Here is a 24,806-nt window from a genome sequence, read left to right on the forward strand (position 1 = left end):
AAAGTCGCATTGTTGCGATCGCTTGGTTATAGTCAACCTATTGATATATAGAATGACAAACAGGTTCCATTGAGTCGTTGGATAGTTAGCACCTCATTATTAGCTTCACTCGCTTCTCACTCTGCACTCGCGGAGGAAAAAGATGAGTGCCACAGCCAACCGTTAGAAGACGCCCCTGTCGAGAAAGCCTATCACTACTTGAACAGTAAGTTTTGCCAACCGGCGTTATGGTTTGACAGCTTCTTTGTGGATGACCGTATTACCGAAGATGCTCGTGCAGGCACCTCTGTTCGTTGGTACAACGACTTTATCTATTCAGAAGGTGGTGAGGTTGATTACTCGACTAAGCTCAACGCACGCTTACACCTACCTTTTGTGAGTAAAAGACTGAAGTTAATCTATGAATCGGTGGGTGATGAAGAGTTCTTGGATTTCTTTCCGCAAGATTCAGAAGAATTAGAGAGTGCTCTTGGCCTGCGTTACGACGCTTATGCCAAGGGTTACAGTAGCTTCAATATCAAGGCGACGCTGCGTCCGCGCATCGAAGCTCGCTATCGATTTACCTATCCACTAACAACGGATGCGGTATTCAGGCTGACTCAGCGTGTATATCAAGAGAAGAAAGAGACCGGAGAGATCACCGATATCGATTTTGATCTTTCCCTAAGTGATGATTTCTTAGCGCGATGGTCGAATTTTGCGGGTTATAACGACGACCTCAAAGGTTGGGAATATGGAACAGGGTTGACCTTGTATCATTACCTTTCTCAAGACCAAGCTCTGCAATACAGCGCGACTATCTCTGCGACCAGCGAACCGTATAATCACTACGAATACTCTCAGGTATCTGTGACCTACCGAGAAAACGTATGGAAAGAGTGGCTGTTTTACGAAGTCATCCCGCGTTATCAGTGGGAAAGAGAGCCTTACGAAAAGCACACGGAAGAAGCCAATATCACTCTTAGAATTGAGGTCTTGTTCAATAACGTTTAGCTCGCAACGCTTAGCTCGCTAATGCTGAGCTTACATCGTCTAACCAATCAAAAGCCTTAGTGAAGATAAACCTAGCACCAATAAAAAAGCACATCGAATGATGTGCTTTTCAGTTTCTATAAGGCTCAGGCTGAAATCTTAACCTTTGTAATTTCTTACTCGCGCTGCTTCTGCTTCACGCTTATCAACAACCGTTTTGCCGATTGGCGCCAATGAGATAAGTGCTAACTTAAGGTGCTGAATCGCAAATGGAATACCGATGATGGTAATGAAACACGCTACAGCTGACATGATGTGACCAATCGCAAGCCAAATACCTGCAAATAAGAACCAAATCACGTTACCAATCACGCCTAACGGGCTGGTGCCGATGTCCATTTCGTTGGTCAATTCATCACGAGAAATTGCTTCTTGGCCGAATGGGAAGAATGAGAAATTACCCATGACAAAACACGCTCGTCCCCATGGAATACCTACGATGGTAAGGAACGCGAGCAGCCCGAAGAACCACCAAGCCAATCCCATAAATACGCCACCGAACAGAAACCAAATGATGTTTCCTATTGTTTTCATTCTGTATTCTCCAAATCTTTGAATGCTGTTTTTCATATGCCGAGTAAGGCAATACTTGTTCTGATAGGTTCATTATTATTGAGCCTTTATGAACCGCTTATGAATCAACGAGATTTTATGTGTTTGATACACGCCACGAAACGCCAAATCCGCATAGGGCTCATCGAGTTTATTTGATACCATGCTCTTAGATTATTTAGTACCACAAAGCTAAACAGACTCAACAACGAATTAAAGGCCGAATTTATGAACAACACTGAGCAACCTAAAAAGAAAATGAAAAACTGGGTGCCAATCGTCTTCTTCGGACTTCTCAGCACCGTGCCTGTATTCATGTTTTTAGTTGACGTGTACATCAACCAATATATGTAACACGCACCGTTATTTCTATTTGAATGAATACAGGGAACATGTCCTGTATTCACCTCGATTAACTCACCTCTGCTGCGAACAATTCAACGCTTCTGTAATCAAATCAGCTCTTCGTTAATTAAACCAACTCTTCGCTAATTAAATCAGCTCTTCGTTGATAAAATCTAGAATATCGATCAGCTCATGATCAGGTAAGTTCAACAAGTTATCACCCACATACCACTCGATCTTACATTGATTTGGTAGCTCGCTGATTGCTGGGTTTCCTATCCAAACCTTGTGCTTCTTGGCGATATTGTCTCGCGCTATGATGCCCTCTTCATAACTCACCGGTAAATAAAGGTGAAGCATGTTCACTTGAGGTTGCTGCGGGTTCACTTTGAATTGAGGATAGTCCAATAAGATTTGGTAAAGCTGCTTAGTACGCTCATACAAAGCCGGCATTAGTTCGAGTCTTTGGTCAAACTGCATGGCCGCCGAAACCACATAAGGCGTTCGATGGTATACATTGCCACCTTGACGCTTCATCCATGCCGACGCTTTCGCTACGAAGGCTTTATCACCTAATAAAAGTGAACCACCAAGGCCGTTTAACCCTTTGTAGAGTGAAACATAAGCCGTATCGAAACCCTTCGCGATCTCGCTGTAAGACTTTTGGTAATACGCGCCGCACTCCCACAAACGTGCACCATCCATATGAAGATGGATCGATTGTTCTTTGCAGTATTGCTTTATTGCTTCAAGCTCTTCCCACTCTGGCAGTTGCCCACCAATCTCACGCATCGGTAGTTCATACAACGCCGCCGCGATCTCATCTGGCCAAGCCTTTAAGTCATCAACATTCCAAGTTCGAAATACATTACCAACCGGAAGTACATTGAAACGGTTCTGGAGCTGATACCCTTGGCGTTCATGACGCATGATATGACTCGACTCATGCATCGCAACGAGTGGGTTTCTTTTCTCTTGGCACGCAATCTCTAACGCTGTCGGTTGGTTCATTGTGCCAGTAATAACAAACACCGCCGCTTCATAGCCAAGCAGCTCTGCAACTTTGGCTTCAAAGCCTTCGATGAACTCACCATCGCCATAGCTGTCATGACGCACATTATTCGTTTCACACCATTCAGCCATCTGAGCAAATGTTTGTGCCGGAGTCGGTTCAAAGTGACCAGAAAGCAACAAATTACATTGTTGACGCAAGTCCGTGCTCATATATTTTCCTTTATTCATTGTAGTTCTATGTAGGGTGATTGAATTATTTACGTTAGACGTCAACGGTGACATAAAATGCACCTGTTCGCTGTTATTATTCGCGAATAATTAGTTTTACTTAGTCATAGTCTGAATGTGCCATAAATACACAAACTGACGTGTGTTTTATACCCAATCTCAGAGAGTAAGTACGACACTCCCAAAACATACATCTAAGTAGATAAGTATGGGCTAATTCATTGTTCTTCAATCATTCATCTATTATTGTATATCTATAATTCCAATAAGCATTATTCGTTAATGGACAAAGAGGGCTATATGTCGAAAAATCGAGTCTTGGTGCTATTCGCCCACCCTTCTCAGCATCGCTCTGAAGCGAACAAACCCTTATTTGAACTAGCCAAGCGCATTGATGGGGTAACCTGTGTCGATCTCTATGCTGAGTATCCGACCTTCAAAATCAACATCGATCGTGAACAGAAACGCCTGTTGGACCATGACATTATCATTTTTCAGTTCCCACTATATTGGTATTCAACACCGGCAATTCTAAAAGAGTGGCAAGATCTGGTTCTTGAATATGGTTTCGCTTACGGCGCCGATGGCAATGAACTACAGGGTAAAAAATTGTTATGCAGCATCACTGCAGGTGGTAAAAAAGACGCCTATCAAAGTGATGGCTACAACCATTTCACTATCCGAGAACTGCTTCACCCAATTGAACAAACCGCGTCTTTATGTGGGATGACCTACCTCGCACCATTTGCTCTGTTTGGTTCACGTACCGCTTTGGAAGAAAACCGCATTCAAGAGCACGTTGATAGCTATAAAGTGCTGTTAGAAGCGCTAGTTGCTGGCGACATTAACATCAAAAAAGCCAGCAAGGCAGAAAAGCTAAACCACTACGTAGATGAACTAATGGCAGAGGTTAAATAATGACGGGATATTTTCTACAAGCATTTATCTACTTAGTTGCAGCTGTCATCGCAGTGCCTATTGCGAAGCGACTCGGGTTAGGCTCAGTGTTAGGGTACTTAATTGCAGGTGTTGTGATTGGCCCAATCATTGGCTTAGTCGGTGAAGAAACCACGACCATTCAGCACTTTGCAGAGTTCGGTGTGGTTATGATGCTGTTCTTAGTCGGCCTTGAGCTCGAACCTAAGATGCTTTGGGCGATGAGAAACCGCCTGATGGGTCTTGGTGGTCTGCAAGTTGGCGGCACTACTGCGATTGTGATGGGCATTGCCCTCGCCTTTGGTCAACCTTGGACTATCGCTCTCACTATCGGTTTGATCTTCGCGCTTTCATCGACAGCGATTGTTCTGCAAACGTTCAATGAAAAAGGGCTATCGAAAACAGAAGGCGGCAAGAATGCTTTCTCAGTTCTGTTGTTCCAAGATATTGCCGTTATTCCAATGTTGGCGTTCATTCCTTTGCTTGCGCTTCCTGAACTGGTTGCCTTGGCAGAAAGTGCAGCAGAAACCGCAGCGCATCACGATGAGCTGAGTTTGGTAGCAGGCCTTCCTAGCTGGGCATACGGTCTTGTTATTACCGCTTCAATCGCCATTGTGGTTGTTGGCGGGCACTTCCTAAGTCGCCCACTGTTCCGTTTTGTTGCGAGCTCTGGCCTTCGTGAGATATTCACTGCGACCGCACTAATGCTTGTTATCGGTATTGCAGCGTTAATGAGCCTTGTGGGCTTGTCTCCAGCACTTGGTACTTTCCTTGCGGGTGTTGTTCTGGCGAACAGTGAGTTCAGACACGAGCTTGAATCGAACATCGACCCATTCAAAGGGTTATTGCTTGGTCTGTTCTTTATTACGGTTGGTGCAGGCATCGACTTCGGTGTTCTATTCAACGATTTCGCACTCATCATTGGCTTAACCATTGGTGTAATGGCTCTAAAAGCATTCGTGCTATTTACATTGGCGCTGATCTTTAAAATCAAAAACAGTGACCGTTGGTTATTTACTCTGAGCTTGGCACAAGCTGGTGAATTCGGATTCGTGTTGTTGAGCTTCTCGGCACAAAACCACGTGTTACCTGCCGACCTGGTTCAAACACTGTCGCTAGTGGTTGCTCTGTCGATGTTCTTAACTCCTGGCCTGTTTATCCTATTTGATAAAGTGATTCTGCCTCGTTATGAGCAAAAGTCTAACGACCGAGAAGAAGACACCATCGAAGAGAAAGGCACGGTAATCATTGCAGGTATTGGTCGATTCGGTCAGATCGTTAACCGCTTATTGGTATCGAATGATGTCAAAACAGTGGTTCTGGATCATCAAGCTAACCAAGTGGACGTACTGCGCTCTATTAACATCAAATCTTATTTTGGTGATGCGACTCGTCACGACCTGTTGCATACCGCGGGTATAGAAGAAGCGGCCATGCTTGTTGTGGCTATCGACAACCAAGACTCGAGCGTCGAGTTAGTGAAGTACGTTAAACACACTTACCCTAAAGTGAAAGTCCTAGCGCGTGCATTCGACCGTGGTCATAGCTACCGCCTAAGAGAAGCAGGTGCAGACTTTGTCGAATCAGAAACGTACCATTCGGCACTTGAAATGGGCGCTGAAGCCTTACGTTCTTTAGGTCATCACCCTTTCTTCGTCGAACAGCAAAAATCAACGTATCAACGTGTTGAAAGCCGTAAGTCTGAAAAGCTATACCAAGCTTGGTCTGAGGCTGAAGACAACCCACGTTACGATAATAACTACCGACAAATCTTCATTCACCTAGAAGAAGCAATGAAAGAAGATATGAAGAAAGACCGTTCAGACAAGCACTCTCGTTCGGAGCGTGGTTGGACACCACCACCGAAAGGCTATGCAGACGGTTTTGAGGAAGAAGAATCCTAATCCAACGATTATAACTAACCACTAAAAAGCGGCCCTTGAGCCGCTTTTTCTTTATTTATAGGCAAACAAAGTAAGTAATGAAGCCTAAACATTGGCTCTAAACCAGATGAACCACATGATTTATGTGATCCAGTTATAATTTTTAATCTCAGTCCACCTTACAAAAATGGATTCATTTTTTACATTTTTGAAACATCCCCACCTTGCATAAACCACACCTTAAACATGGCTATATATGCACTCATTTTAGTCATGCAATTCCCGACTAAAATTATGTTTACCGTTTTTAGGGGTTTGAATAGTATTGCATATATTAAAATCGAGCTTACTAGCCCCAGTGGAAACATTCACAAAACCAATAAATTAACCGTTAAACTCACAAATTCACGTCATTTGAATTAACATAAATATTTCAAAGTATGTCTCCCGTTACAATTTGTAACGAATGGAAGTTGTCGGTATAGTCCTGCAATCAAAAAAGTGAGACCTTTGCGCTCACCTTAAAGGAGATATAATAATGATTACTAATGATGCTGTAATAATGGGCATGTTAGCTGTTATTCTTGGCGGTGTATTTATCACGGAAAGTAGCCAAAATAGCGCACTGAAAAAATTCTACTCGTTCGTTCCGGGTCTATTGCTCTGTTACTTTGTTCCTTCGCTATTGAACAGCTTCGGCATCATCGATGCGTCAAACTCTAAACTGTATTTCGTAGCAAGCCGTTACCTACTTCCAAGTGCACTGGTTCTTCTGATCATCTCAGCAGACCTTCGTAAGATCTTTGGTCTTGGCTCTAAAGCCGTCATCATGTTCTTGACAGGTACAGCCGGTATCATCATCGGTGGCCCATTAGCAATTCTGATTATCGATCAAGTCAACCCTGATCTTGTTTCGGGCGACGTATGGCGCGGCCTAACGACTGTTGCGGGTTCTTGGATCGGTGGCGGTGCTAACCAAGCGGCAATGAAAGAAGTGTTTGAGGTTGATGACCAACTGTTCTCAGCGATGATTACGGTAGACGTTATCTGTGCAAACATTTGGATGGCCGTGTTGCTTATCATGGCAGGCCGTCAGAAGAAGATTGATGCTTGGCTTAAAGCCGACACTTCATCAATCGAAGAGCTAAAAGAGACGGTATCTAAATACCAAGAAGAGAACGCTCGCCCAACGACGACAACCGATCTAATGAAGATCACTGCGATTGCCTTTGGTTTGACTGGCCTAGCTCACTTGTTCAGTGACCTTATCGCACCTTGGATCTCAACCAACGCTCCAGAACTTGCGAAATACAGCCTGACATCAGGGTTCTTCTGGTTAATCGTAATGGTAACGACGTTCGCGCTTATCGCTTCATGCTTTAAGTCGACACGCAGCCTTGAGCACAGTGGCGCGTCTAAAGTAGGCTCTGCGTTCATCTACATCCTAGTCGCGACTATCGGTATGCAAATGGATATTACCGCTATCTTGGATAACCCAGGTTACTTCTTCATTGGCATCACATGGTTAACTATCCACGCTCTACTTATGATTGCGATGGCGAAGCTAATCCGTGCTCCACTGTTCTTCATGGCAGTAGGTAGCCAAGCTAACGTAGGTGGCGCGGCATCGGCTCCTATCGTAGCGGCAGCATTCCACCCAGCATTGGCACCAGTAGGTATCCTAATGGCAGTATTGGGTTACGCTCTAGGTACATACGGCGCTTACATCTGTGGCCTAATCATGCAGGCTGCTGCAGGTTAATCGAGCTAACTTAGTTCAAACCAACCATTAAACATCAAAGTCCGATATTGGTACGCCAATATCGGACTTTTTTATGCCTACAAGTTAATCATGATGTAGTGAAAACATGGAATCAAAACCATCTGCAGCCCTAAAAATGCCAACAAGTATTGAAGAGTTTCATTTTTGGCCTTCTCAATTTTCTTGTTCACATACGATTGAGATACTGGGTCGATTTCGTTAATTGAATCTTTGAATGCTTTGGCAAGTAACACCGCCCTCTTCTCTGGAACGCCTGCATTGCTCAGTGTGTTAGATAACTTTCTAACGTCTACTCGTACCATTTGATACACCAATAATTAGATTAAGTGCTTGAAATCTATCATAGAGAATAAGTCGTATCTCGATTCAAAACGAATCGTTTGTTTTAAGTTTATTCTTAGTTTCAAACTGTTTTTGGTTTTGTTTTCATTAGCTTTTCTGTAGGGAGATTTAGGCTTGGTTCCATCCTATTGAAGATCAAACGAACCATCGTTCAGGCTGACTAAACGCCTGTTATATAATCCTTGATTTATACGAACACACCTATCCAGTTATATTGATTATCAAAGTAATTGAAGAGGTGATGACGATGAAAGAACTCGATAGATACTGCGAACAGATCAACATAGAACTGACAGAACAAGATGTAGCTCAGCTTGGCTGGGACAAGCCTATGTTTAACAAGCGCGTTGCTCTGTTCTCAGCTATGTCTTTATTTGCTTTGTGGTTAACCTATTGGCTTTAAAAAACAGGCTAAACGACCACCGTTCAGCCTCTCTCATTGAGTCAGACTAAACCAAGATTAATCGAATAAAGACGCCAGTTTATTTTCCACTACTGGGCTAATGTTGAAGCTCAACATAAAGTCTGGGCGCGTGTTTTCATCTTTCTCGATATAGTAATTAGCTTCAATGCCAAACTTCCAAGGCCGACCATTCAAAACGGTTGTTTTACTCACGCTAATATTCAACGGAATCTCAGCCTGATCGTTATTCCAATCGTAGGACAGTGTCGGTGCTGAACCTACCGTCCACCCACCTTCCAATAACTCAACCCAAAATAGCTGCGTAGACGTCTTGTTGATACGAGTCTCAGAGTGATCCGCCCCTTTGCCCGATACGCCATAAAGATGGCTTGGGAACACACCTACAACGCGTTCAGCACTCACTTTGCCGTACATAAATTCAGGGCCAACGGCAAACTGATCCGCAGTGAATTCGCTGCTACCGGTTGGTAACGAAGCAAACACACCAAAAGCAGCGATGGTCCCACCTTCCATTTTAGGCGCATAGGCTAGATCGAAAGATATGTCGCTCACTCCTGACTGATCCATATGTTGGGAACTTGCCGGCGTATCCACATTGAAATCATTCTGAACATAAGAGATAGCGGGACGGAAGATGACTTTGTCGCCATTATCCATAGGGAAAGGGAGAGTTGGTTGTAACACTGTGGCGAAGCTGTCTCCTCCCCCGTCATATCCCCCGGAGTATTGGAGCTTTAAGTTAAGGCTCGCGTAAGCCGTGTTGGGGTTTGCAAGTTCCTTTGCTGCCTCTTCTGCTGCTTGGTCGCTATTACCTTTCGAGATAGTGCTATTAGCGGTCGCAAAATTCGGCGTTAATAATATTCCAGTTATTATCAGTGCAAGTGGTTTACAAGCCATTGAAGCCCTCTTTAAAAATTAAACGCAGTATATTGCGCGTATTTTAAAGACTAGCGAGAGGTAAAATAGCCATTCAGCGACATCAAGAATTAATCGGTTCCTAGAAAACAAAAAATGCCCCAAATTTCTTTGGGGCATTTTCATTGTGGAAGTAGCTAAGGGTCTCCCCTATTTGCTTATTCCCAATCTAGGATTACTTTACCTGACATACCAGAGCGCATCATGTCGAAGCCTTTCTGGAAGTCGTCCACTTTGTAGTGGTGAGTAATGATTGGTGTTAGATCTAGGCCTGATTGAATCAAAGAAGCCATCTTGTACCAAGTTTCGAACATCTCACGACCGTAGATACCTTTGATAACCAAGCCTTTGAAGATTACTTGGTTCCAGTCTACTGCCATGTCTGATGGTGGAATACCTAGTAGAGAGATCTTACCGCCGTGGTTCATGTTAGTCAGCATGCTGTTGAACGCAGATGGGTTACCAGACATTTCTAGGCCTACATCGAAGCCTTCAGTCATGCCAAGATCAGACATTACGTCTTCAAGCTTCTCTTCCATCACGTTTACTGCGCGAGTCACACCCATTTTCTTAGCAAGATCTAGGCGGTATTCGTTTACATCAGTAATTACAACGTGACGAGCACCAACGTGCTTAGCAACCGCAGCAGCCATGATACCGATTGGACCAGCACCTGTGATTAGCACATCTTCGCCTACTAGGTCGAAAGAAAGCGCTGTGTGTACTGCGTTACCAAACGGGTCAAAGATTGATGCTAGATCGTCAGAGATTTCTGCAGGGATCTTAAATGCGTTGAACGCAGGGATCACAAGGAACTCAGAGAATGCACCTGTGCGGTTAACACCAACACCTGTTGTGTTACGACAAAGGTGAGTACGGCCGCCACGACAGTTACGACAGTGACCACATGTGATGTGACCTTCGCCCGATACACGGTCGCCGATTTCAAAACCACGAACTTCTTGGCCGATACCAACAACTTCACCCACGTATTCGTGACCTACTACCATAGGTACTGGAATTGTGTTTTGTGACCACTCATCCCAGTTGTAGATATGTACGTCTGTACCACAAATTGCGGTTTTCTTAATACGGATAAGAAGATCATTATGACCCATTTCAGGTTTTTCAACCTCGGTCATCCAGATGCCTTCTTCAGGCTTAAGTTTAGAAAGTGCTTTAATTTTCATAATGTTACCTAGTTCATCTCGCCTAACTGTAAGGCGAGAATCAAAAATCTCATTGTTCTTATCTAATCATCACAGCGTTAGCGTTACGCCAACAACCTGCAATAAAATTAGATGATACCCATGTCTTTACCAACTTGGATGAACGCATCGATTGCGCGATCTAGTTGCTCACGAGAGTGTGCTGCAGACATTTGCGTACGGATACGAGCTTGACCTTTTGGTACTACAGGGAAAGAGAAGCCTACAACGTAGATGCCTTTCTCTAGAGCGCGCTCTGCGAATTCAGCCGCTACTTTTGCATCACCAAGCATGATTGGGATGATTGCGTGGTCAGCACCACCCATAGTGAAACCAGCTTCTTCCATGCGAGTACGGAAGTGTGCAGAGTTTTCCCATAGTGTTGTACGTAGGTCACCAGATTCTGCTAGAAGATCTAGAACGCGGATAGACGCCGATACGATTGCAGGTGCAACAGAGTTAGAGAATAGGTATGGACGAGAACGCTGACGTAACCAGTCGATTACTTCTTTCTTACCAGAAGTGTAACCGCCTGAAGCGCCACCCATTGCTTTACCAAGCGTACCTGTGATGATGTCGATACGGTCAACAACGTTGTGGAACTCGTGAGTACCCGCACCGTTTTCGCCCATGAAGCCCACTGCGTGAGAATCATCAACCATTACTAGTGCGCCGTACTTATCAGCAAGGTCACAGATAGCAGGAAGGTTAGCCACTACGCCGTCCATAGAGAACACACCGTCAGTTACGATAAGTGTGTGACGAGCGCCAGCTTCTTTAGCTGCGATAAGTTGTTGCTCTAGCTCTTCCATGTTGTTGTTCGCGTAGCGGAAGCGCATTGCTTTACACAGACGAACGCCATCGATGATAGATGCGTGGTTTAGAGCATCAGAAATGATTGCGTCTTCTTTACCTAGAATCGTTTCGAATAGGCCAGCGTTCGCATCAAAACAAGATGTGTATAGAATTGTGTCTTCTTTACCAAGGAACGTAGATAGCTTTTGCTCTAGTTCTTTGTGAGAGTCTTGAGTACCACAGATGAAACGCACTGAAGCCATACCAAAACCGTGTTGATCCATACCGCCTTTCGCAGCTTCGATCAGTTCAGGGTGGTTAGCAAGACCTAAGTAGTTATTTGCACAGAAGTTTAGTACTTCTTCACCAGTCGAGATAGAAACCGCTGCTTTTTGAGCAGAAGTGATAATGCGCTCAGACTTGTAAAGACCTTCTTCTTTAACTTCTTCGATTTGAGTTTGAATCTGTTGGTAAAATGCAGAAGACATTGTTCATTCCTTCCTAATTATTATTCAGCAGCATCACGCGCCGCTTTATGTAGGGATATAAACGATCTCAAAACGATCATTTACACTGTAAAACTAATGCCTATATTCTAGTTGAACATCCGCATTCCGATTATCCCTTTAGTTGGAAAAACATTAGTGAATCTGAGGCACTAATAATAGTTCATCCCAGTGACACAGGGCACATAAACGCGTCTTACCTGCTCTTTTTAACGTCAAATTACCCTCCATTTCGGTCTAATTTCGCTTTCATATCAAATATCAATTTTTCATCTCAGAACGATATAGTGATGAATTTAGGTTTCTCTCAGAATGTGCGGCCGTTACGCCGCTATGCAAATGAAACAAGAAGAGAAGCTACACACATGAACCTATCAGACCACATCATACAAGAAGCCTTTGAAAACGACTGGTACACCTGCTTTTATCAGCCAAAGGTTGAGCCTAGTATCGAGAAAGTAACTGGGGTCGAAGCACTGTTTCGCCTAGATATCCCAGAGGAAGGCATTTTCTCTCCAGGTGTGTTTATCGATCGTGCGTTTGCATTGGGTTATGAAGAAGAGATCTTCTTTAGTGTGCTTGAGCAATCTCTCACTGAAGTGAAATCACTCTCTGTTCATCTCAACTTAGCAGTGAACATCAGCAAGAAAGTATTAGCGAACCCAGATAACGTTGAGAAAGTTCGTGAGCTGCTGTGGAATGCATCTTTCAAGGCGGAGCAACTGACTTTTGAGCTAAGTGAAAATGATCAGCTGGACGAACAATTGTGTGAACAGATTCAGCGTTTTAAATCTCTGGGCGTAAAAATCTCTATCGATGATTTTGGCATTGGCCATTCAGACATGAATAAGGTGAAGAGCCTCAATGTCGATGAAGTAAAATTTGATAAGTCGATTGTGAACAGCGCTGAACCAGCACGCTCTGAGTTGGTTAAACAAACATTGGCGTACTGCAAAGAGTCTGGCATTGAAACTGTGGCAGAAGGCGTTGAAGATTCTGATACACATCAACGAGTCCACCAGCTTGGTTTTGACCGCTACCAAGGCTTCTTATACTCGAAACCTCTGCCTCTCACTGATCTTAGATTGGTTATGTAGAACACATTAACTGGCTCTAACTTAAGACAAATTCGACGCTTTTTTTCTTCTGCTTAAGGTCGTGGTAACGGATGTACTTGAAGTAGATATCGTGTTTATTTTGGATGTTCTGAGAAAAGGGATTTTTCACTATCTTCTTTATATCTGCCTTGAAGAACGGCATGCCGAGCTTACTCATATAAGGTTCTAGATAAAGGTCATACAGGAACTGACTCATAGCAGGATCAAGAGTAGGAAAGCGGAATTCAGTACCCGATAAGTTGTCCGCCATGTAATCGAATATCTTACGACGAATAACAATACTAACGGCACCAACACTACAAAGCATCTTACTTAATCCGTCATACACCACATGCCCTATAATGACACCCTCAAAAAGAAAACACAGCACCTGCATATCTTCTTTTATCACACCTAGATGTTTAGAGACCTCGATAAAATCTTTGCCATAGGTTTTTTGATGCATGATTTGAATCGATTTGAGCCTTTTTTCTGGAAGTGTCCCCATGCTGTATGACTCAACGCTCGTCACCTCGTAGTCATAACCGATATCAACACTGAATGGACGCTCCACATTCTTAGTGGCGGCTTTCACCTGCACCATTTCTTCAACAGAGAAGTCGTAATCGACCTGAAAGAAGCTCGCGATACCCAGACGACGCACAAAACTCGGCAATGTTTTTGCCCTTTCCCACTGGCTCACCATCACCTGATTGACACCAGAAAATGCTCGGTGAGAATGGGACAACAACTCTGCAAACTCTTCCTGAGATAAAGCTTTCTCTTCACGCAGATACTTTAACTTTTGTGCAAAATTCGATTTATCCATAACTCACGTTACCTTAGTTATTATCAGTCGCTTAACACCCAAGGCTCATCTCGCTAGCTCTGGGTCATCGACTCTCTTTCGACACTGTCTTCAGTATGCTCTGCCAACCAGTACAACCAAATCATCACCAAACATAGGATGAAGCAGAGCACAAATAGCCAGTAGGCGCTCAACATCTCAATCACCACACCACCAAGCAGTGGCGCAATAGCAAAGCCAAGAGAGTAAAGTGCAGCCGCACCGAAGTAAGAGCCTCTTAGATGTGGCGGTGCCATTCTATCGATTTGTACATTAAGGGTTGGGAAAGCAATCACTTCTCCTAAACTTAATATAAAACAAGCAATCCCCCAACCTAGTGGCCAATCATTTGGTGTAAAAAGAAAACCAATTTGCGCAATCGCCATCAAAATCATGCCGATTCGAGTTCTTACAAACAACGGCACGTGCTCAAGCCATTTAAGCATTGGGAACTGGAAAACGATAATCGTCAGCGTATTCACCAACACTAATCCAGCAATGAGTTGAGCGGCATCAGCGATTGAAGAGCGCACGATGACTTGAGGAATTGACGACTCAACCTGAGCGTAGACAAACATCATGATGAAATTGGCGACCATCAGTTTTACAAAAATATTGTCTTTACGAATCACATTAAGCGTCGCGGCGAAATTAGGCAGTTGAGAGGGGTCTAGCTTGGTAAAAGTACCTTTGCGTTCAATTCCTAACAGTAGCCAGAAACCGTAAACAACATAGGTTCCACCAGCAACAAAGAACAGGTTTTGTGGCTGAGAAAGAGCCAAAGTGATACCAATCAATGGGCCAAGTGCGCCACCCAGATTAAGTAAGAAGTAACGAATGTTCAGCGCTAACTCACGATCTTTGGAGTCTTTGAGATTATCGCCTATGACTGCCTTAGCTGGCGCTTCGATCATTGGACGCATTAGACCCGTCATCATGATCAACACATAGAACTGCCACACTTCACTCGCTAATGCGATGCCAGTGTAGGATATCGAGGCAATCCAACTGCCTAGCACCATGACCCATTTACGTCCTAGCTTATCCGAAAGGTAACCCGAGTAGAGCCCAGTTCCAGCACCAACAACCGCGGATACCGCTAGCATGGTGCCGACTTCAATCGCAGAAGCGCCGTAATCTTCATAGAGAAAGACGATCAGAAAAGGCCATGCCATAAAGTAGCTTGTTCGGGCGAGTAACGTTCCAGTCAGAACTGTCCATACTGAAAAGTTAAACCGTTTTATACGCTGCTTTTGAAACAAGCTTTCTGATCTATCCATAGATAACGCCTCTATAACCAACTGATTTAAATATTATTATTCAGCCAGTATATAGAGTAAGTAGAATAGATACAGAGTATTCAATAAAGCTATGTAAATTATGGCACCTCCATACCTATTTCACATTAGCAGATGCTCACAGCCAACATACCATCAACGAAGAGTGGTCTAGAATTAAGGTAATAAAGCAGCCTCTAGTCAAAGATCAACGCACTAGGCTGAGTAATGTTGCCCTTTGCGGTCAGACAATACCTTTCCGTCTTTGATCGTCACGATTCGCTTGGTTCGTTCAGCAAGCGAATTATCATGTGTCACGATAATCAATGTTCGTCCCTGCGCATGAAGACGATTAAACAAAGCCTCTATCTCTGCGCCGGATTTTGAATCCAATGCCCCTGTAGGTTCATCCGCTAAGATGATTTGCGGATCGTTAACTAGGGCTCTCGCAATCGCCACTCTCTGCTTTTGACCACCAGAAAGCTGGTTTGGTTTGTGGTCGAGGCGATCCCCTAGTCCAACTTGCTCAAGAAGCTTCGCCGCGCGCTGGCGACGTTCTTTGGCTTTGATTCCAGAGTAAACCAACGGCAGTGCCACATTATCCAACGCTGTCGCGTATTCCAACAGGTTGAAGCTTTGGAAGACAAAGCCTATCTTTTGGTTACGAATACCGGCTAGCTCATTCGGACTTAAACTTGCGACGTTTTGACCACCCAAATGGTATTGGCCATCGGTCGGTTTATCTAAGCAGCCCAGCATGTTCATCAGGGTCGATTTACCTGAGCCAGACGGACCAAGAATGGAAAGAAATTCACCTTGGTTGATGGTCAAGTCGACACCGTCTAGCGCACGTACTTCCGCCTCTCCGCTTGAGTAGTATTTACAAATGTTGGTCAAATCAACCAGTGGCGTGTTCGACATCTTATCTCCAGAATTTTTGTTATTCACTTTGCAGCGCCTCCAATGGGCTCACTTTGGCAGCTCGGTTTGCAGGCAGCCATGCAGAGGCGACACCAATAAACACCAAGGTGGAAATCACAATCGCAACAACGATCCAAGACAGCTCAGGGACCGGTTTCCCAAGATGTTCATAGAAGGTGTTGCCTTCTAGGTTTATGGCGCTGATTGCCGATACAAGCGTGTAAGTCACACCTAGCCCCAGCACACCACCGAGCATCATGGTCATCAGTGATTGCACTAGGTAGTGAAGACGAATGGCTGTGGGCGTGGCACCAACTGCCATACGCACGCCGATGTCTCGGGTGGAACGTTTTACGGTCGCGTACATGACATTCGCAATCCCTACGCCCGCCACAGCCAGCGTGACAAAGCCGATGATGCCAAGAAAGCTTTGTAAACCAATCAAGAACTGCTGCATGCTTTTCTGTTTGAGGAACATGTCTTCCACTTGGACGACTTGCTCATCACTCACACTGGCGCCGTGTTTACGAGCAATCACCTGACGAATGGTCTTTGCCAGTTTTTCACGATCAGCATGAGCTTGCGGCTCGACATTGATGCCTCCGATATCGCCGTTGGTATGAAAGCGTTGCCACGTTGCTAACGGTACGAAGCTGGCGTAGTTGATTTGGTCGCCCTGTTCGATTTCAGCACTGTTCTTCTTCAACACACCAATTACGGTGAACTCTTCATTGCCTATCTTAACCTTTTCACCGACAGGGTTGGTTTGCAGTGTCACAGGGGTAAACCAGCTGAAATCTTCAATAGGGTTAAACAAGTCCGCAGCAAGTGAATAGCCCAACACAACGACTTTACGCATCTCTTTTTGGTCAAGTGGATTGAGCCAACGTCCGCCATCCATCGGGATTAAGTTGGTCATCGATGCGAAGTCTGTCGTGACGGCTAATGGTTTTTGCCATATTCCTCGATCACCGACAGTAATTCGCTCATCCCATACTGCGGTTGGCGCAACGCTTTTCACCTCTGGCAGGGCTTTAACGACATCGGTATCGTCAGCTTTTAAGGTTAGAAACTTACCTTGGTGGAACACACCATAATCGACAGTCGCCATGCCTCCGGTTAAGTAAATCAGATTACCGTTGCCATTTTGCGCGGTTCTTAATACGCCCTGACGAATGCCCTCGCCCACGGCCAGCATTGCGGCGATACACAAGGTCGCCCATGCCACAGCAAGAATGGTTAAACCCAAACGCAGCTTTTCTGCTGCCATTTCCTGAAAGATTTGTCTCATTGGTAGCAACATATTTAGGCCCTCGCACTTAATGCTATTACGGGGGTGAGACGCGATGCTCGCCTTGCCGGAAAGTAAGACGCCAACAGCGCTAGAACGAGAGTCACCAACAATGACAAAGTAATGGAATCTGCCGTAATCACAGGAAAACCTAACCAATCCGGTAAATGCATAGACCCGAGCAGTGCCACCACCAAGTAAGCCACGATTAAGCCAAGTGCTGTACCAACAGCCACCAAAATGAGTCCTTCAAGGATGAATTGGTTGAGTATAGATTTTTGCGTTGCACCAATCGCCAAGCGTACACCGATTTCTCGCGTTCGCTCTGTCACAGAGAGGAACATAATGTTTGCAACGCCAAGCGCACCAACCGCCATGGTCATTGCGCCGCTTGCACCCAGGAAGATTTGAATGCCGCGGAAAATACCCGTGATCACCGCCGCTCCCTCGCTAAAGTCTGGCAAGTTAATCGCTTCTTTATCGGTCGGGTCAAAGTGTAATTGTTTGGCATAAAAGTTTACGATGGCTTGTCGGAATGCATTGCTATCCATACCGTCGACAGGCTTGAGTAGCAGCATCCAGGGTTTAGCATCCCACAAATCAAGATACGTAGTATGAGGAATAAAAACTCTGCGGCTATCACCAAATGAAATGCCCGCATCTTCGTCTTTCATAATGCCGATCACCAAAAATGGAATGCCATTGACTTTGGTGGTTTGCCCGACATGAATTCCCCCCATCCTAGCGACTTGATCCCCCAAAATCGCTACGCGAGTGTGATTGGCAATATCACTGGGTGACAGATTACGCGAACCTGACTCCAACTTGCGTTGAATCAATGAGAAATAGTACGGGTCTATGCCGCTAACAAAACTCGTGAGTTTTTGGCCTTTTTCATTGGTTATGTTCGCATCCCACTTGGCATACACACTGGATGCAGATTTCACAAAGCCCGATTGTTCGATCATATCGACTTTATCCTGCGGGATCTGAATCTGACGTCGTAAAGGTAATCCGTGCCAAGGTTTGCTGGTGCTCGATGGAAACGCGACTTGCACATTGTTGACCATAAACGACAACTGCTGAGTTTGATGGCGATAAAAACCTTCACCCAACGCAATCAACACCACAACCGAAATCACACCCCAAGCAATAGCTACGATGGCCAGCATGCTCTTCATGCGATGCGCCATCAGTGTTTGCCATGTTTGCTGTAATAAAGTTTGCTGCAATAGACGGCTCATGAGTTAAATGCTCGGGAGATCAGTACCATGGTGTCGTCATCTAACTTACCTGCGGTTTGCAACAAGCCGATACGCTGACGCCAGTAGTTGTACAGATTGTTTTGCAGGCTATTTTTCGCCTCAAACAAGCTGTTGTGCGCACTAATCACTTCCGAGACTTCTAACATACCCGCATCGTAAAGTTTCTCTTTGCTGCGCAACACTTTCTCGCGAGAAGTCGCCAGCTCGTTCGCCATCAACACTTGATTCCAGTTGATGTCGACTTGAGTAAATTGCTGAATCACGCGCTTTTGGATGTCGATTTCGACTTTACGTAAGTCTTGTTTTGCGCTGAAGGTATTGAGTGACGCTTCGTCCACTCTGGCACGCGTTGCGCCATTCAAGTCAATAGGCACACTGAGTGTAATGCCCGCGCTGAATTCACCGTCTTTACGTCGGTCATCATCGTTATACCCAACATTACCTTTCACCGTTGGGTAGTAACCGCCTTGGGCTGAGTCTTTGGCAAACTCGCTGGCTTTAACGTTCTGTGCTGCTACCAGCAATTCTGGGCTACTGTCTTTAGCAAGCTTTAGCCATTGTTCTTGCGATTCCACCATCATTGGCGGTTGAACAAGAGAGTCAGTTCGAATTTGGTCAACATCTTGGGGAGCTTGGTTAATCAAGGCCGCCAGTTCTGCTCGTTTGACTTCTAAGTCTGAGCGCGCACTCAAAATACCCACTTTGTCAGCAACTTGTGTCGCACGGATCTCCTCGACATCCACGGATTTCACTTTACCCGCGAGGTAACGCTTCTCGATGATCTTCAGCAGTTTATTACCTTCTTCCAACTTGGACTGCGCCAACTGCAAATCACCTTGTGCACTCGCGACATCCAAATACGATGAAAGCAATCTTTGTGCTAATTCATTATGTGATTGAGCCAGTTCAAGCTGAGCTTTGATGTAGTTGGCATTCGCTTGGTCTAGATCCGACCACAAGCTGCTGTCCCAAATGGTTTGAGAAAGTGATGCGCCATAACTATTAGTATTGTCGGCAGATTCGCTCCAATTCGCTGATGCTGTCGCACTCAAACCGGGTAAGAGTGAACTACGGCTTGCATCGACACCCACTTCACCAAGTTGAACACCAATTTTGGCTTTCTCGTAATTTGGATCACTTTGCTTTGCCTGTTGCCACGCTTGTTCAATCGAAATTGCATAGCTTGGTAAGCTGAGTGTTGCCGCTAATATCGCAACACCAATTTTAGATAAGTGCAGCTTAGCCATGTGCAGCTCCCATCATCATGCTGTTATCGATGATCTCTTCATCTAGCTCAACACCTTCTAACACTTCTACATTGATACCGTCCGACAAGCCTAGCTTCACTTCCTGTTTGTGGAAGCCTTGTTCTGAACTATCAGGGATTAATACGTTTGGCGTGTCGCCATCAAATTGCAGCGCTCGTTCTGGCAAGGTTAATACGTTCTGAGATTTCTTCAGTGTGATTTGTGCCGTTGATGAAAAGCCCGAACGCAGCAACACTTCTTTCGGGATCTTCAGCTCACCCACTTCGACCTCAAATCCGTTATCGAAGCTTTTTGCAGAGGCATTGCCTTCTGGCGAGTTAAGGTTTTCTGATTGAATCGCCACTTTGGTTAGCACACCAGAGATTTCCACATCAGGATACGGCGCCACGGTCAGTAGAACTGGCATACCCGGAGAAAGCTGCGCGGCATCGTGCTCGCTCACACTGCCTTTGAAGATCAGGCTGTTCATGTCAGCCAGAGACATCATTTCTGTCGCCGCTTGGCTGGATTCAGTCGAGATGATTGGTTCACCCACTTCCACTTTGCGATTTAATACTGTGCCATCAATTGGTGCGTAAATGGTTGAGGTTAAACGAGCGTCACCAATGGAAGCTTCACCGCTGCGAATTAATTCGAGGTTTTGGCGTTTTTGCAGTACGTTCGCTTGAGCCGATTTCACGGTTGAACGCGCACTAACGTATTCATCGTAATTCTTTGGAATGATGTCTTGCTTCACCAAGCTTTCTAGGTTGGCGAGCTTTTGTTTGGCTGATTCGAGGTCCGCTTCGCTGCGCATTAGATCTGTTGATGCGTCGGTTAATGCTTGTGGCGTCGGGTTCGGACGAACCTTAATCAATGGTTGGCCTTGCTTGACTTTTTCACCGACCTGAACGTACATCTCACCCACGATGCCATCGATTTGTGACTTAATAGAGACCGAGTGTACAGGGACAATATTGCCGACTGCCACCGCTTGTTTCTCGATGGTTCCCTTTTCCACTGCCAATGTCGGAAACGCCTCTGGTTGAGCCGAAGATTGCAGATAGAAATACGCACCGCCGCCAAGTAATGCAACGCTCACAGCAGCGACAAGCCAAGTTTTTGCCATTATTGATTCCAATTATTTTTATGTAGTCTTGTGACCACCTTATGAACATAAAGTTCTTGAATAATATCGGCTTTAATGTCGCGAGTTTGTAATATTTGGTATGGCTATGTCAGATAGTTATTGACAGTAAGTTAGATGGATAATCCACCAAGTCGCATGAGTCTAAATGTTGCCGGGCGTAGGATGATTGAATCAAATACATTGAGCTGAAGAAGAGGCAAATCGATAGTTAAACATCATCACGACTAATTTTACTTTTGCAAATTAATGAAACTGATTCACAAATTAAGTTGAATCACTCACAATAACCATTACGCTCATCGCTGACTCTCATGGATACTTATGGTCAACCCCAAACTCATTGCCCTCCTTCCTGATCTCGCCTCATTCATTTTAGTAGTTAATGAAGGGAGCTTTACTGCGGCAGCAAAACAATTAGGGGTGACACCCTCAGCGTTGAGTAAACTGATCACACGTTTAGAAAAAGCGCTCTCAGTGAAGCTGTTTGAACGCACGACTCGTACATTGATCATCACGCAAGCAGGCCAGCTGGTTTATGACCAAAGCGTGGTCATGATTAATGCCGCGCAGCAAGCGGTTGAACTGTCTACCTCTGATCACACTGAACCTGCGGGCTCTATAACGGTGGCGGCACCAGAAGCCTTTTTGAACTCGGTTCTACAACCTTTCGTTGTTCCATTCTTAAACCAGTACCCCGAGATACAACTTAAGTTAAGAGCTGCTGATGGCGACATCGACATATTGCGCCAAGGCATCGACATCGCATTTCGCCTTACCGATAAGCCCGATGAAAGCTTAGTTTTGAAAGAGCTTGGAAAGACAAACCTCGTGTTATGTGCGAGCCCCGACTATCTAAATGCCAAAGGAATTCCTCACCACCCGACTGATCTTTCTCAGCACGACTGTTTATACCTTGCAGAAACAGACAAAGACCACATTTGGGATTTCTTGAAAGACGATGAATTCCACACGGTATCCGTCAGTGGCCGTTACGCGGTAAACCACTCCCAAATGCGACTCAAAGGTGTGAAAGAAGGCCTTGGCGTAGGTATTTTCCACGACTTTGTTATTCAAGATGCGCTGGCTGAAGGCTCTGTGGTGCAAGTATTAGAAGATTGGACGATTAAGAGTAATTACCACGGCGCTATCGCGATGCAATTTGCTCAAACCAAATACATGCCTGCTCGTCTACGTGTGTTTATTGATTACGCTATGGAGCACTTAGGTGACAAGTTGGCAGGAGAAATAAACTGATGCTGAAAGGAATACACCACGCTGCCATTATTTGCTCAGACTACCAAGCCTCAAAACGCTTTTACACTGAGATTTTAAAGCTGGAAATTATTGCAGAGAATTACCGTGAAGCACGCCAATCGTACAAGCTCGACTTAGCGCTACCTAATGGCGCTCAAATAGAATTATTCAGTTTCCCTAACGCACCTGAAAGACCTAGCTTTCCTGAAGCTCAAGGGCTGAGGCATTTAGCCTTTTGTGTTGATGACGTTCCACAAGTCAAAAGCTATTTGGAAGGACAAGGAATCGAAGTCGAACCGATTCGAGTGGATGAGTTTACGGGGAAATCATTTACGTTTTTCGCAGACCCTGACGGCCTGCCGCTCGAGCTTTATCAAACATAAGGCTTTATCAAATCTAGTGCAGTCTAAAGTCTTCCTCACAGAAGAAGCGCATGCCTGATGAATAAACGGACCTTCTCAAGTCGAGAAAGTCCGTTTGTGTATCAATTAGCTCAACGCCGTTTTGAATTTATCAACACGTGAGAACAGCAGCCAATCCAATAGCATGGCTGCCACAATCGTTGCTCCTGCAAGAGGGAACAGCACTGAAATAACCACCACGGTTACTAAGCCTACTTTCCATAAGCCTGCGTTACCAAACTTAGGTGGCGCGCCAAGCTTGCGTTGGCCAGAAGGTCTGCGCATCCACCACATCACACCGCCAGTCACCGACACCACAATAAATGCGAAACAGAACAGAGCGTTTAGAAGTTTATTGATGATACTGATGTCACCTTGGTGCAGGGAAATACCGACCGCTAATGTCTTGGCGATAAAGTTGTAATCCTGCCAAGTCACCTCACCCAGAATACGACCTGAGTATTGATCTAGGTGCGTGGTACGATCCTGAGTTGGGTCGATGATGTCACCGCCCATAGTATTCGCTGTCACCGTGTAAACACCTGTTTCTGAGCGTGGGAAGTTCACCTTGTATTGCGTGAAACCAAGAGAGCGTGCTTTTTCGATGACATCATCAATACCAAAGCTGCTTGCTGCCATCACATGTTGAGAGTGGTCTTCTCCCATTTTGGAATGATCATGAGGTTCAGACGCCTCTTCCGCGTGGTGTACATGCTCTACAGGCTTATCCTGAGACAACGGAAGTGGTGTTTGTTCTAAGTTCCACGGCAGTTCTTCTTCTGAACCGTGGTTAAGCGATGCGTGCGTCTTATCAGACAGCGGAATATCATCCCACATTTGAGCAGGGAAAGTGCTCCATGCTTGGACTAACTTGCCGCCCCAGAAACCTGTCCATGCCAATCCTGAAAGAATAAACAGCAGTAGAATGAGAGATAACGTGCCGCCGATGTTCGCATGCAGATCACGCATAAGCACACGTGGCCCAGATGACATTCTCAGCTTAAGAAAACCAGCACGGCTCGCGTTGTCTCTCGGTAGCCATAAGTAGATACCGCTAATAAGAAGTAGAATTGATAAGCTAATTGCCACTTCAATAAGGTAATCACCCCAATCGCCAATCAATAACGTGCCATGAATATCGTTCGCGAGTTCGTAGAGGCTTTCACTTCGTGGCACTTCACCGACAACTTCACCAGTGTATTGATTCGCGGTGGCGAAAAACGATGTGCCGTCTTCCAAAGAGACTGAAAATCGGTTCGCCAAGTCAGGCGCTTTGCTTGGTACGAACTGTGTCACCGAACCCTGTGGGTATTGATTCTGTACTGCGGCTAACTGCTGTGAAACCTTGATTGGTTCGCCAGATGCCACAATTTCAATCACTTCCTGATGGAAAGCCAGTTCGATCTCATCGTCAAACAGCATCACCAAGCCAGTAATACTCAGCATCAACATAAATGGGATAACAAATAGCCCTGCATAAAAATGCCAGCGCCAAGTTAAGAAGTAGAGGGTTTTATTGCGGTCATTTCTTTTTACATTGGTTTTCGAACCGTTTGTTGCACTGCTTGTAGACTGCGAAGTCGTTTGTGTTTTCGCAGTAGTTTGAGATTCATTTCTCAACATTATTATTTCCTTTGACACGCGCAAACGTACCTTCTGAAAAATCAGAAAGTCACTAAGGCATGTTTAACTTTACTTAATATTATATTTTTAATTATTTTAGTGGGTTAGGTTTAAGCAGTAACAAAGGGAGGGCCGCGCGGGGCTTGCCTCGTGTAGCGTTCGCTTAGAGCCAAAAAAGCGTAGCTGTCTGAGACAATAAAACTCAGTCGAGTTGTCAGTAGTGTAGTTGGAAGTTCATCTTGGTGAAATGTGGAAAAATGGCTAAACGGACACGGCTTACCTTTATGAGTATTAGGTTCGCCTTCTTCAATTTGAACCAGTTCAAAGCCGTTGACCGTACACAACGACGCCCACACTCCCGCACTGTTACCATGAGCATTGATAACAGGCATTAATGTCACTAGAGCCCAACTTAACGCTGTGGCAAGTAACATGGAGAGGTTGAACGAGGTTCGGCGCATTATTCCAAA

24 protein-coding genes are annotated in these 24,806 nt (G+C 45.1%); 9 read left to right on the forward strand and 15 right to left on the reverse strand.

The annotated features are described in order from the left end of the window. Positions 1–69 precede the first annotated feature (69 nt). The gene (locus L1D37_RS02275; RefSeq protein WP_239846720.1) at positions 70–993 is read left to right on the forward strand and encodes a hypothetical protein; all 924 of its coding nucleotides are present in this window, start codon (positions 70–72) and stop codon (positions 991–993) included. A gap of 138 nt (positions 994–1,131) precedes the next feature. Here the strand turns inward: L1D37_RS02275 and L1D37_RS02280 are convergent, their stop codons facing one another. Further along, entirely contained in the window at positions 1,132–1,566 is a 435-nt protein-coding gene (locus L1D37_RS02280; protein ID WP_017629666.1) for a YccF domain-containing protein, read from the reverse strand. Between the two features lie 246 nt (positions 1,567–1,812). Between L1D37_RS02280 and L1D37_RS24000 the strand changes: the two genes are divergently transcribed. Then, positions 1,813–1,938, forward strand: coding sequence for a hypothetical protein (locus L1D37_RS24000; protein ID WP_017060906.1), 126 nt, complete (start codon positions 1,813–1,815; stop codon positions 1,936–1,938). A gap of 138 nt (positions 1,939–2,076) precedes the next feature. On the opposite strand, the gene L1D37_RS02285 is transcribed toward L1D37_RS24000, so the two are convergent. Further along, positions 2,077–3,153 carry a beta-eliminating lyase-related protein gene (locus L1D37_RS02285; RefSeq protein WP_239846721.1) on the reverse strand — a complete coding sequence of 359 codons (1,077 nt, stop codon included), beginning with the start codon at positions 3,151–3,153 and terminating at the stop codon, positions 2,077–2,079. A gap of 318 nt (positions 3,154–3,471) precedes the next feature. Here L1D37_RS02285 and L1D37_RS02290 point away from each other — a divergent pair, with 318 nt between their 5' ends. The 3 genes from L1D37_RS02290 (at position 3,472) to L1D37_RS02300 (ending at position 7,752) form a co-directional block, all read left to right on the forward strand. Next, positions 3,472–4,089: an NAD(P)H-dependent oxidoreductase gene (locus tag L1D37_RS02290; RefSeq protein WP_239846722.1), complete on the forward strand. Its 618-nt coding sequence runs from the start codon at positions 3,472–3,474 to the stop codon at positions 4,087–4,089. Next, entirely contained in the window at positions 4,089–6,011 is a 1,923-nt protein-coding gene (locus L1D37_RS02295) for a monovalent cation:proton antiporter-2 (CPA2) family protein (RefSeq protein ID WP_239846723.1), read from the forward strand. The genes L1D37_RS02290 and L1D37_RS02295 overlap by 1 nt, the downstream gene beginning before the upstream one ends. A gap of 517 nt (positions 6,012–6,528) precedes the next feature. Continuing rightward, positions 6,529–7,752 carry a DUF819 family protein gene (locus L1D37_RS02300; RefSeq protein ID WP_239846724.1) on the forward strand — a complete coding sequence of 408 codons (1,224 nt, stop codon included), beginning with the start codon at positions 6,529–6,531 and terminating at the stop codon, positions 7,750–7,752. Between the two features lie 77 nt (positions 7,753–7,829). Here L1D37_RS02300 and L1D37_RS02305 read toward each other — a convergent pair whose 3' ends face one another. Next, the gene (locus L1D37_RS02305; RefSeq protein ID WP_239846725.1) at positions 7,830–8,075 is read right to left on the reverse strand and encodes a hypothetical protein; all 246 of its coding nucleotides are present in this window, start codon (positions 8,073–8,075) and stop codon (positions 7,830–7,832) included. A 287-nt stretch (positions 8,076–8,362) separates the two neighbouring features. Here L1D37_RS02305 and L1D37_RS02310 point away from each other — a divergent pair, with 287 nt between their 5' ends. Further along, positions 8,363–8,518 (forward strand): hypothetical protein, encoded by a 156-nt coding sequence (locus L1D37_RS02310; RefSeq protein WP_239846726.1) that lies wholly within the window; start codon positions 8,363–8,365, stop codon positions 8,516–8,518. A gap of 57 nt (positions 8,519–8,575) precedes the next feature. Here L1D37_RS02310 and L1D37_RS02315 read toward each other — a convergent pair whose 3' ends face one another. From L1D37_RS02315 to L1D37_RS02325, 3 genes are all read right to left on the reverse strand, one after another. After that, positions 8,576–9,436: a hypothetical protein gene (locus L1D37_RS02315; RefSeq protein ID WP_239846727.1), complete on the reverse strand. Its 861-nt coding sequence runs from the start codon at positions 9,434–9,436 to the stop codon at positions 8,576–8,578. Between the two features lie 176 nt (positions 9,437–9,612). Beyond that, positions 9,613–10,644, reverse strand: coding sequence for an L-threonine 3-dehydrogenase (gene tdh / locus L1D37_RS02320; RefSeq protein ID WP_017059546.1), 1,032 nt, complete (start codon positions 10,642–10,644; stop codon positions 9,613–9,615). Between the two features lie 107 nt (positions 10,645–10,751). Further along, positions 10,752–11,945: a glycine C-acetyltransferase gene (locus L1D37_RS02325; RefSeq protein ID WP_239846728.1), complete on the reverse strand. Its 1,194-nt coding sequence runs from the start codon at positions 11,943–11,945 to the stop codon at positions 10,752–10,754. Positions 11,946–12,328: 383 nt separating this feature from the next. Here L1D37_RS02325 and L1D37_RS02330 point away from each other — a divergent pair, with 383 nt between their 5' ends. Continuing rightward, a complete protein-coding gene (locus L1D37_RS02330) occupies positions 12,329–13,060 on the forward strand; it encodes an EAL domain-containing protein (protein WP_239846729.1) in 732 nt (243 codons plus the stop codon). 16 nt (positions 13,061–13,076) lie between these two features. On the opposite strand, the gene L1D37_RS02335 is transcribed toward L1D37_RS02330, so the two are convergent. The 7 genes from L1D37_RS02335 to L1D37_RS02365 all read right to left on the reverse strand — a co-directional run bounded on the left by L1D37_RS02335 (position 13,077) and on the right by L1D37_RS02365 (position 21,037). Further along, positions 13,077–13,889, reverse strand: coding sequence for a helix-turn-helix transcriptional regulator (locus L1D37_RS02335; protein WP_239846730.1), 813 nt, complete (start codon positions 13,887–13,889; stop codon positions 13,077–13,079). Positions 13,890–13,942: 53 nt separating this feature from the next. Then, positions 13,943–15,187, reverse strand: coding sequence for an MFS transporter (locus tag L1D37_RS02340; protein ID WP_239846731.1), 1,245 nt, complete (start codon positions 15,185–15,187; stop codon positions 13,943–13,945). Positions 15,188–15,400: 213 nt separating this feature from the next. Then, positions 15,401–16,105, reverse strand: a complete 705-nt coding sequence (locus L1D37_RS02345; RefSeq protein WP_239846878.1) for an ABC transporter ATP-binding protein — start codon at positions 16,103–16,105, stop codon at positions 15,401–15,403. A 19-nt stretch (positions 16,106–16,124) separates the two neighbouring features. Then, positions 16,125–17,408: an ABC transporter permease gene (locus tag L1D37_RS02350; protein WP_239846732.1), complete on the reverse strand. Its 1,284-nt coding sequence runs from the start codon at positions 17,406–17,408 to the stop codon at positions 16,125–16,127. Between the two features lie 2 nt (positions 17,409–17,410). Continuing rightward, positions 17,411–18,640, reverse strand: coding sequence for an ABC transporter permease (locus L1D37_RS02355; protein WP_239846733.1), 1,230 nt, complete (start codon positions 18,638–18,640; stop codon positions 17,411–17,413). Continuing rightward, entirely contained in the window at positions 18,637–19,908 is a 1,272-nt protein-coding gene (locus L1D37_RS02360; protein WP_239846734.1) for a TolC family protein, read from the reverse strand. Before L1D37_RS02360 ends, L1D37_RS02355 begins: the two co-directional genes overlap by 4 nt. Next, a complete protein-coding gene (locus L1D37_RS02365; RefSeq protein ID WP_239846735.1) occupies positions 19,901–21,037 on the reverse strand; it encodes an efflux RND transporter periplasmic adaptor subunit in 1,137 nt (378 codons plus the stop codon). The genes L1D37_RS02360 and L1D37_RS02365 overlap by 8 nt, the downstream gene beginning before the upstream one ends. A 342-nt stretch (positions 21,038–21,379) precedes the next feature. On the opposite strand from L1D37_RS02365, the gene L1D37_RS02370 reads away from it, so the two are divergent. Both L1D37_RS02370 and L1D37_RS02375 read left to right on the forward strand, forming a co-directional pair. Beyond that, a complete protein-coding gene (locus tag L1D37_RS02370; protein ID WP_239846736.1) occupies positions 21,380–22,312 on the forward strand; it encodes a LysR family transcriptional regulator in 933 nt (310 codons plus the stop codon). Further along, on the forward strand, positions 22,312–22,695 hold the full coding sequence (locus tag L1D37_RS02375; RefSeq protein WP_239846737.1) for a VOC family protein: 384 nt from the start codon (positions 22,312–22,314) through the stop codon (positions 22,693–22,695). Before L1D37_RS02370 ends, L1D37_RS02375 begins: the two co-directional genes overlap by 1 nt. Positions 22,696–22,800: 105 nt before the next feature. On the opposite strand, the gene L1D37_RS02380 is transcribed toward L1D37_RS02375, so the two are convergent. After that, positions 22,801–24,336 carry a PepSY domain-containing protein gene (locus L1D37_RS02380; protein WP_239846738.1) on the reverse strand — a complete coding sequence of 512 codons (1,536 nt, stop codon included), beginning with the start codon at positions 24,334–24,336 and terminating at the stop codon, positions 22,801–22,803. 110 nt (positions 24,337–24,446) lie between these two features. After that, complete coding sequence (locus tag L1D37_RS02385) at positions 24,447–24,797, reverse strand: hypothetical protein (RefSeq protein ID WP_048657751.1); 351 nt, start codon at positions 24,795–24,797, stop codon at positions 24,447–24,449. Positions 24,798–24,806 lie beyond the last annotated feature (9 nt).

The sequence above is a fragment of the Vibrio sp. Isolate33 genome, from assembly GCF_022397895.1.
In the GTDB taxonomy this organism is placed as follows: domain Bacteria; phylum Pseudomonadota; class Gammaproteobacteria; order Enterobacterales; family Vibrionaceae; genus Vibrio; species Vibrio pomeroyi.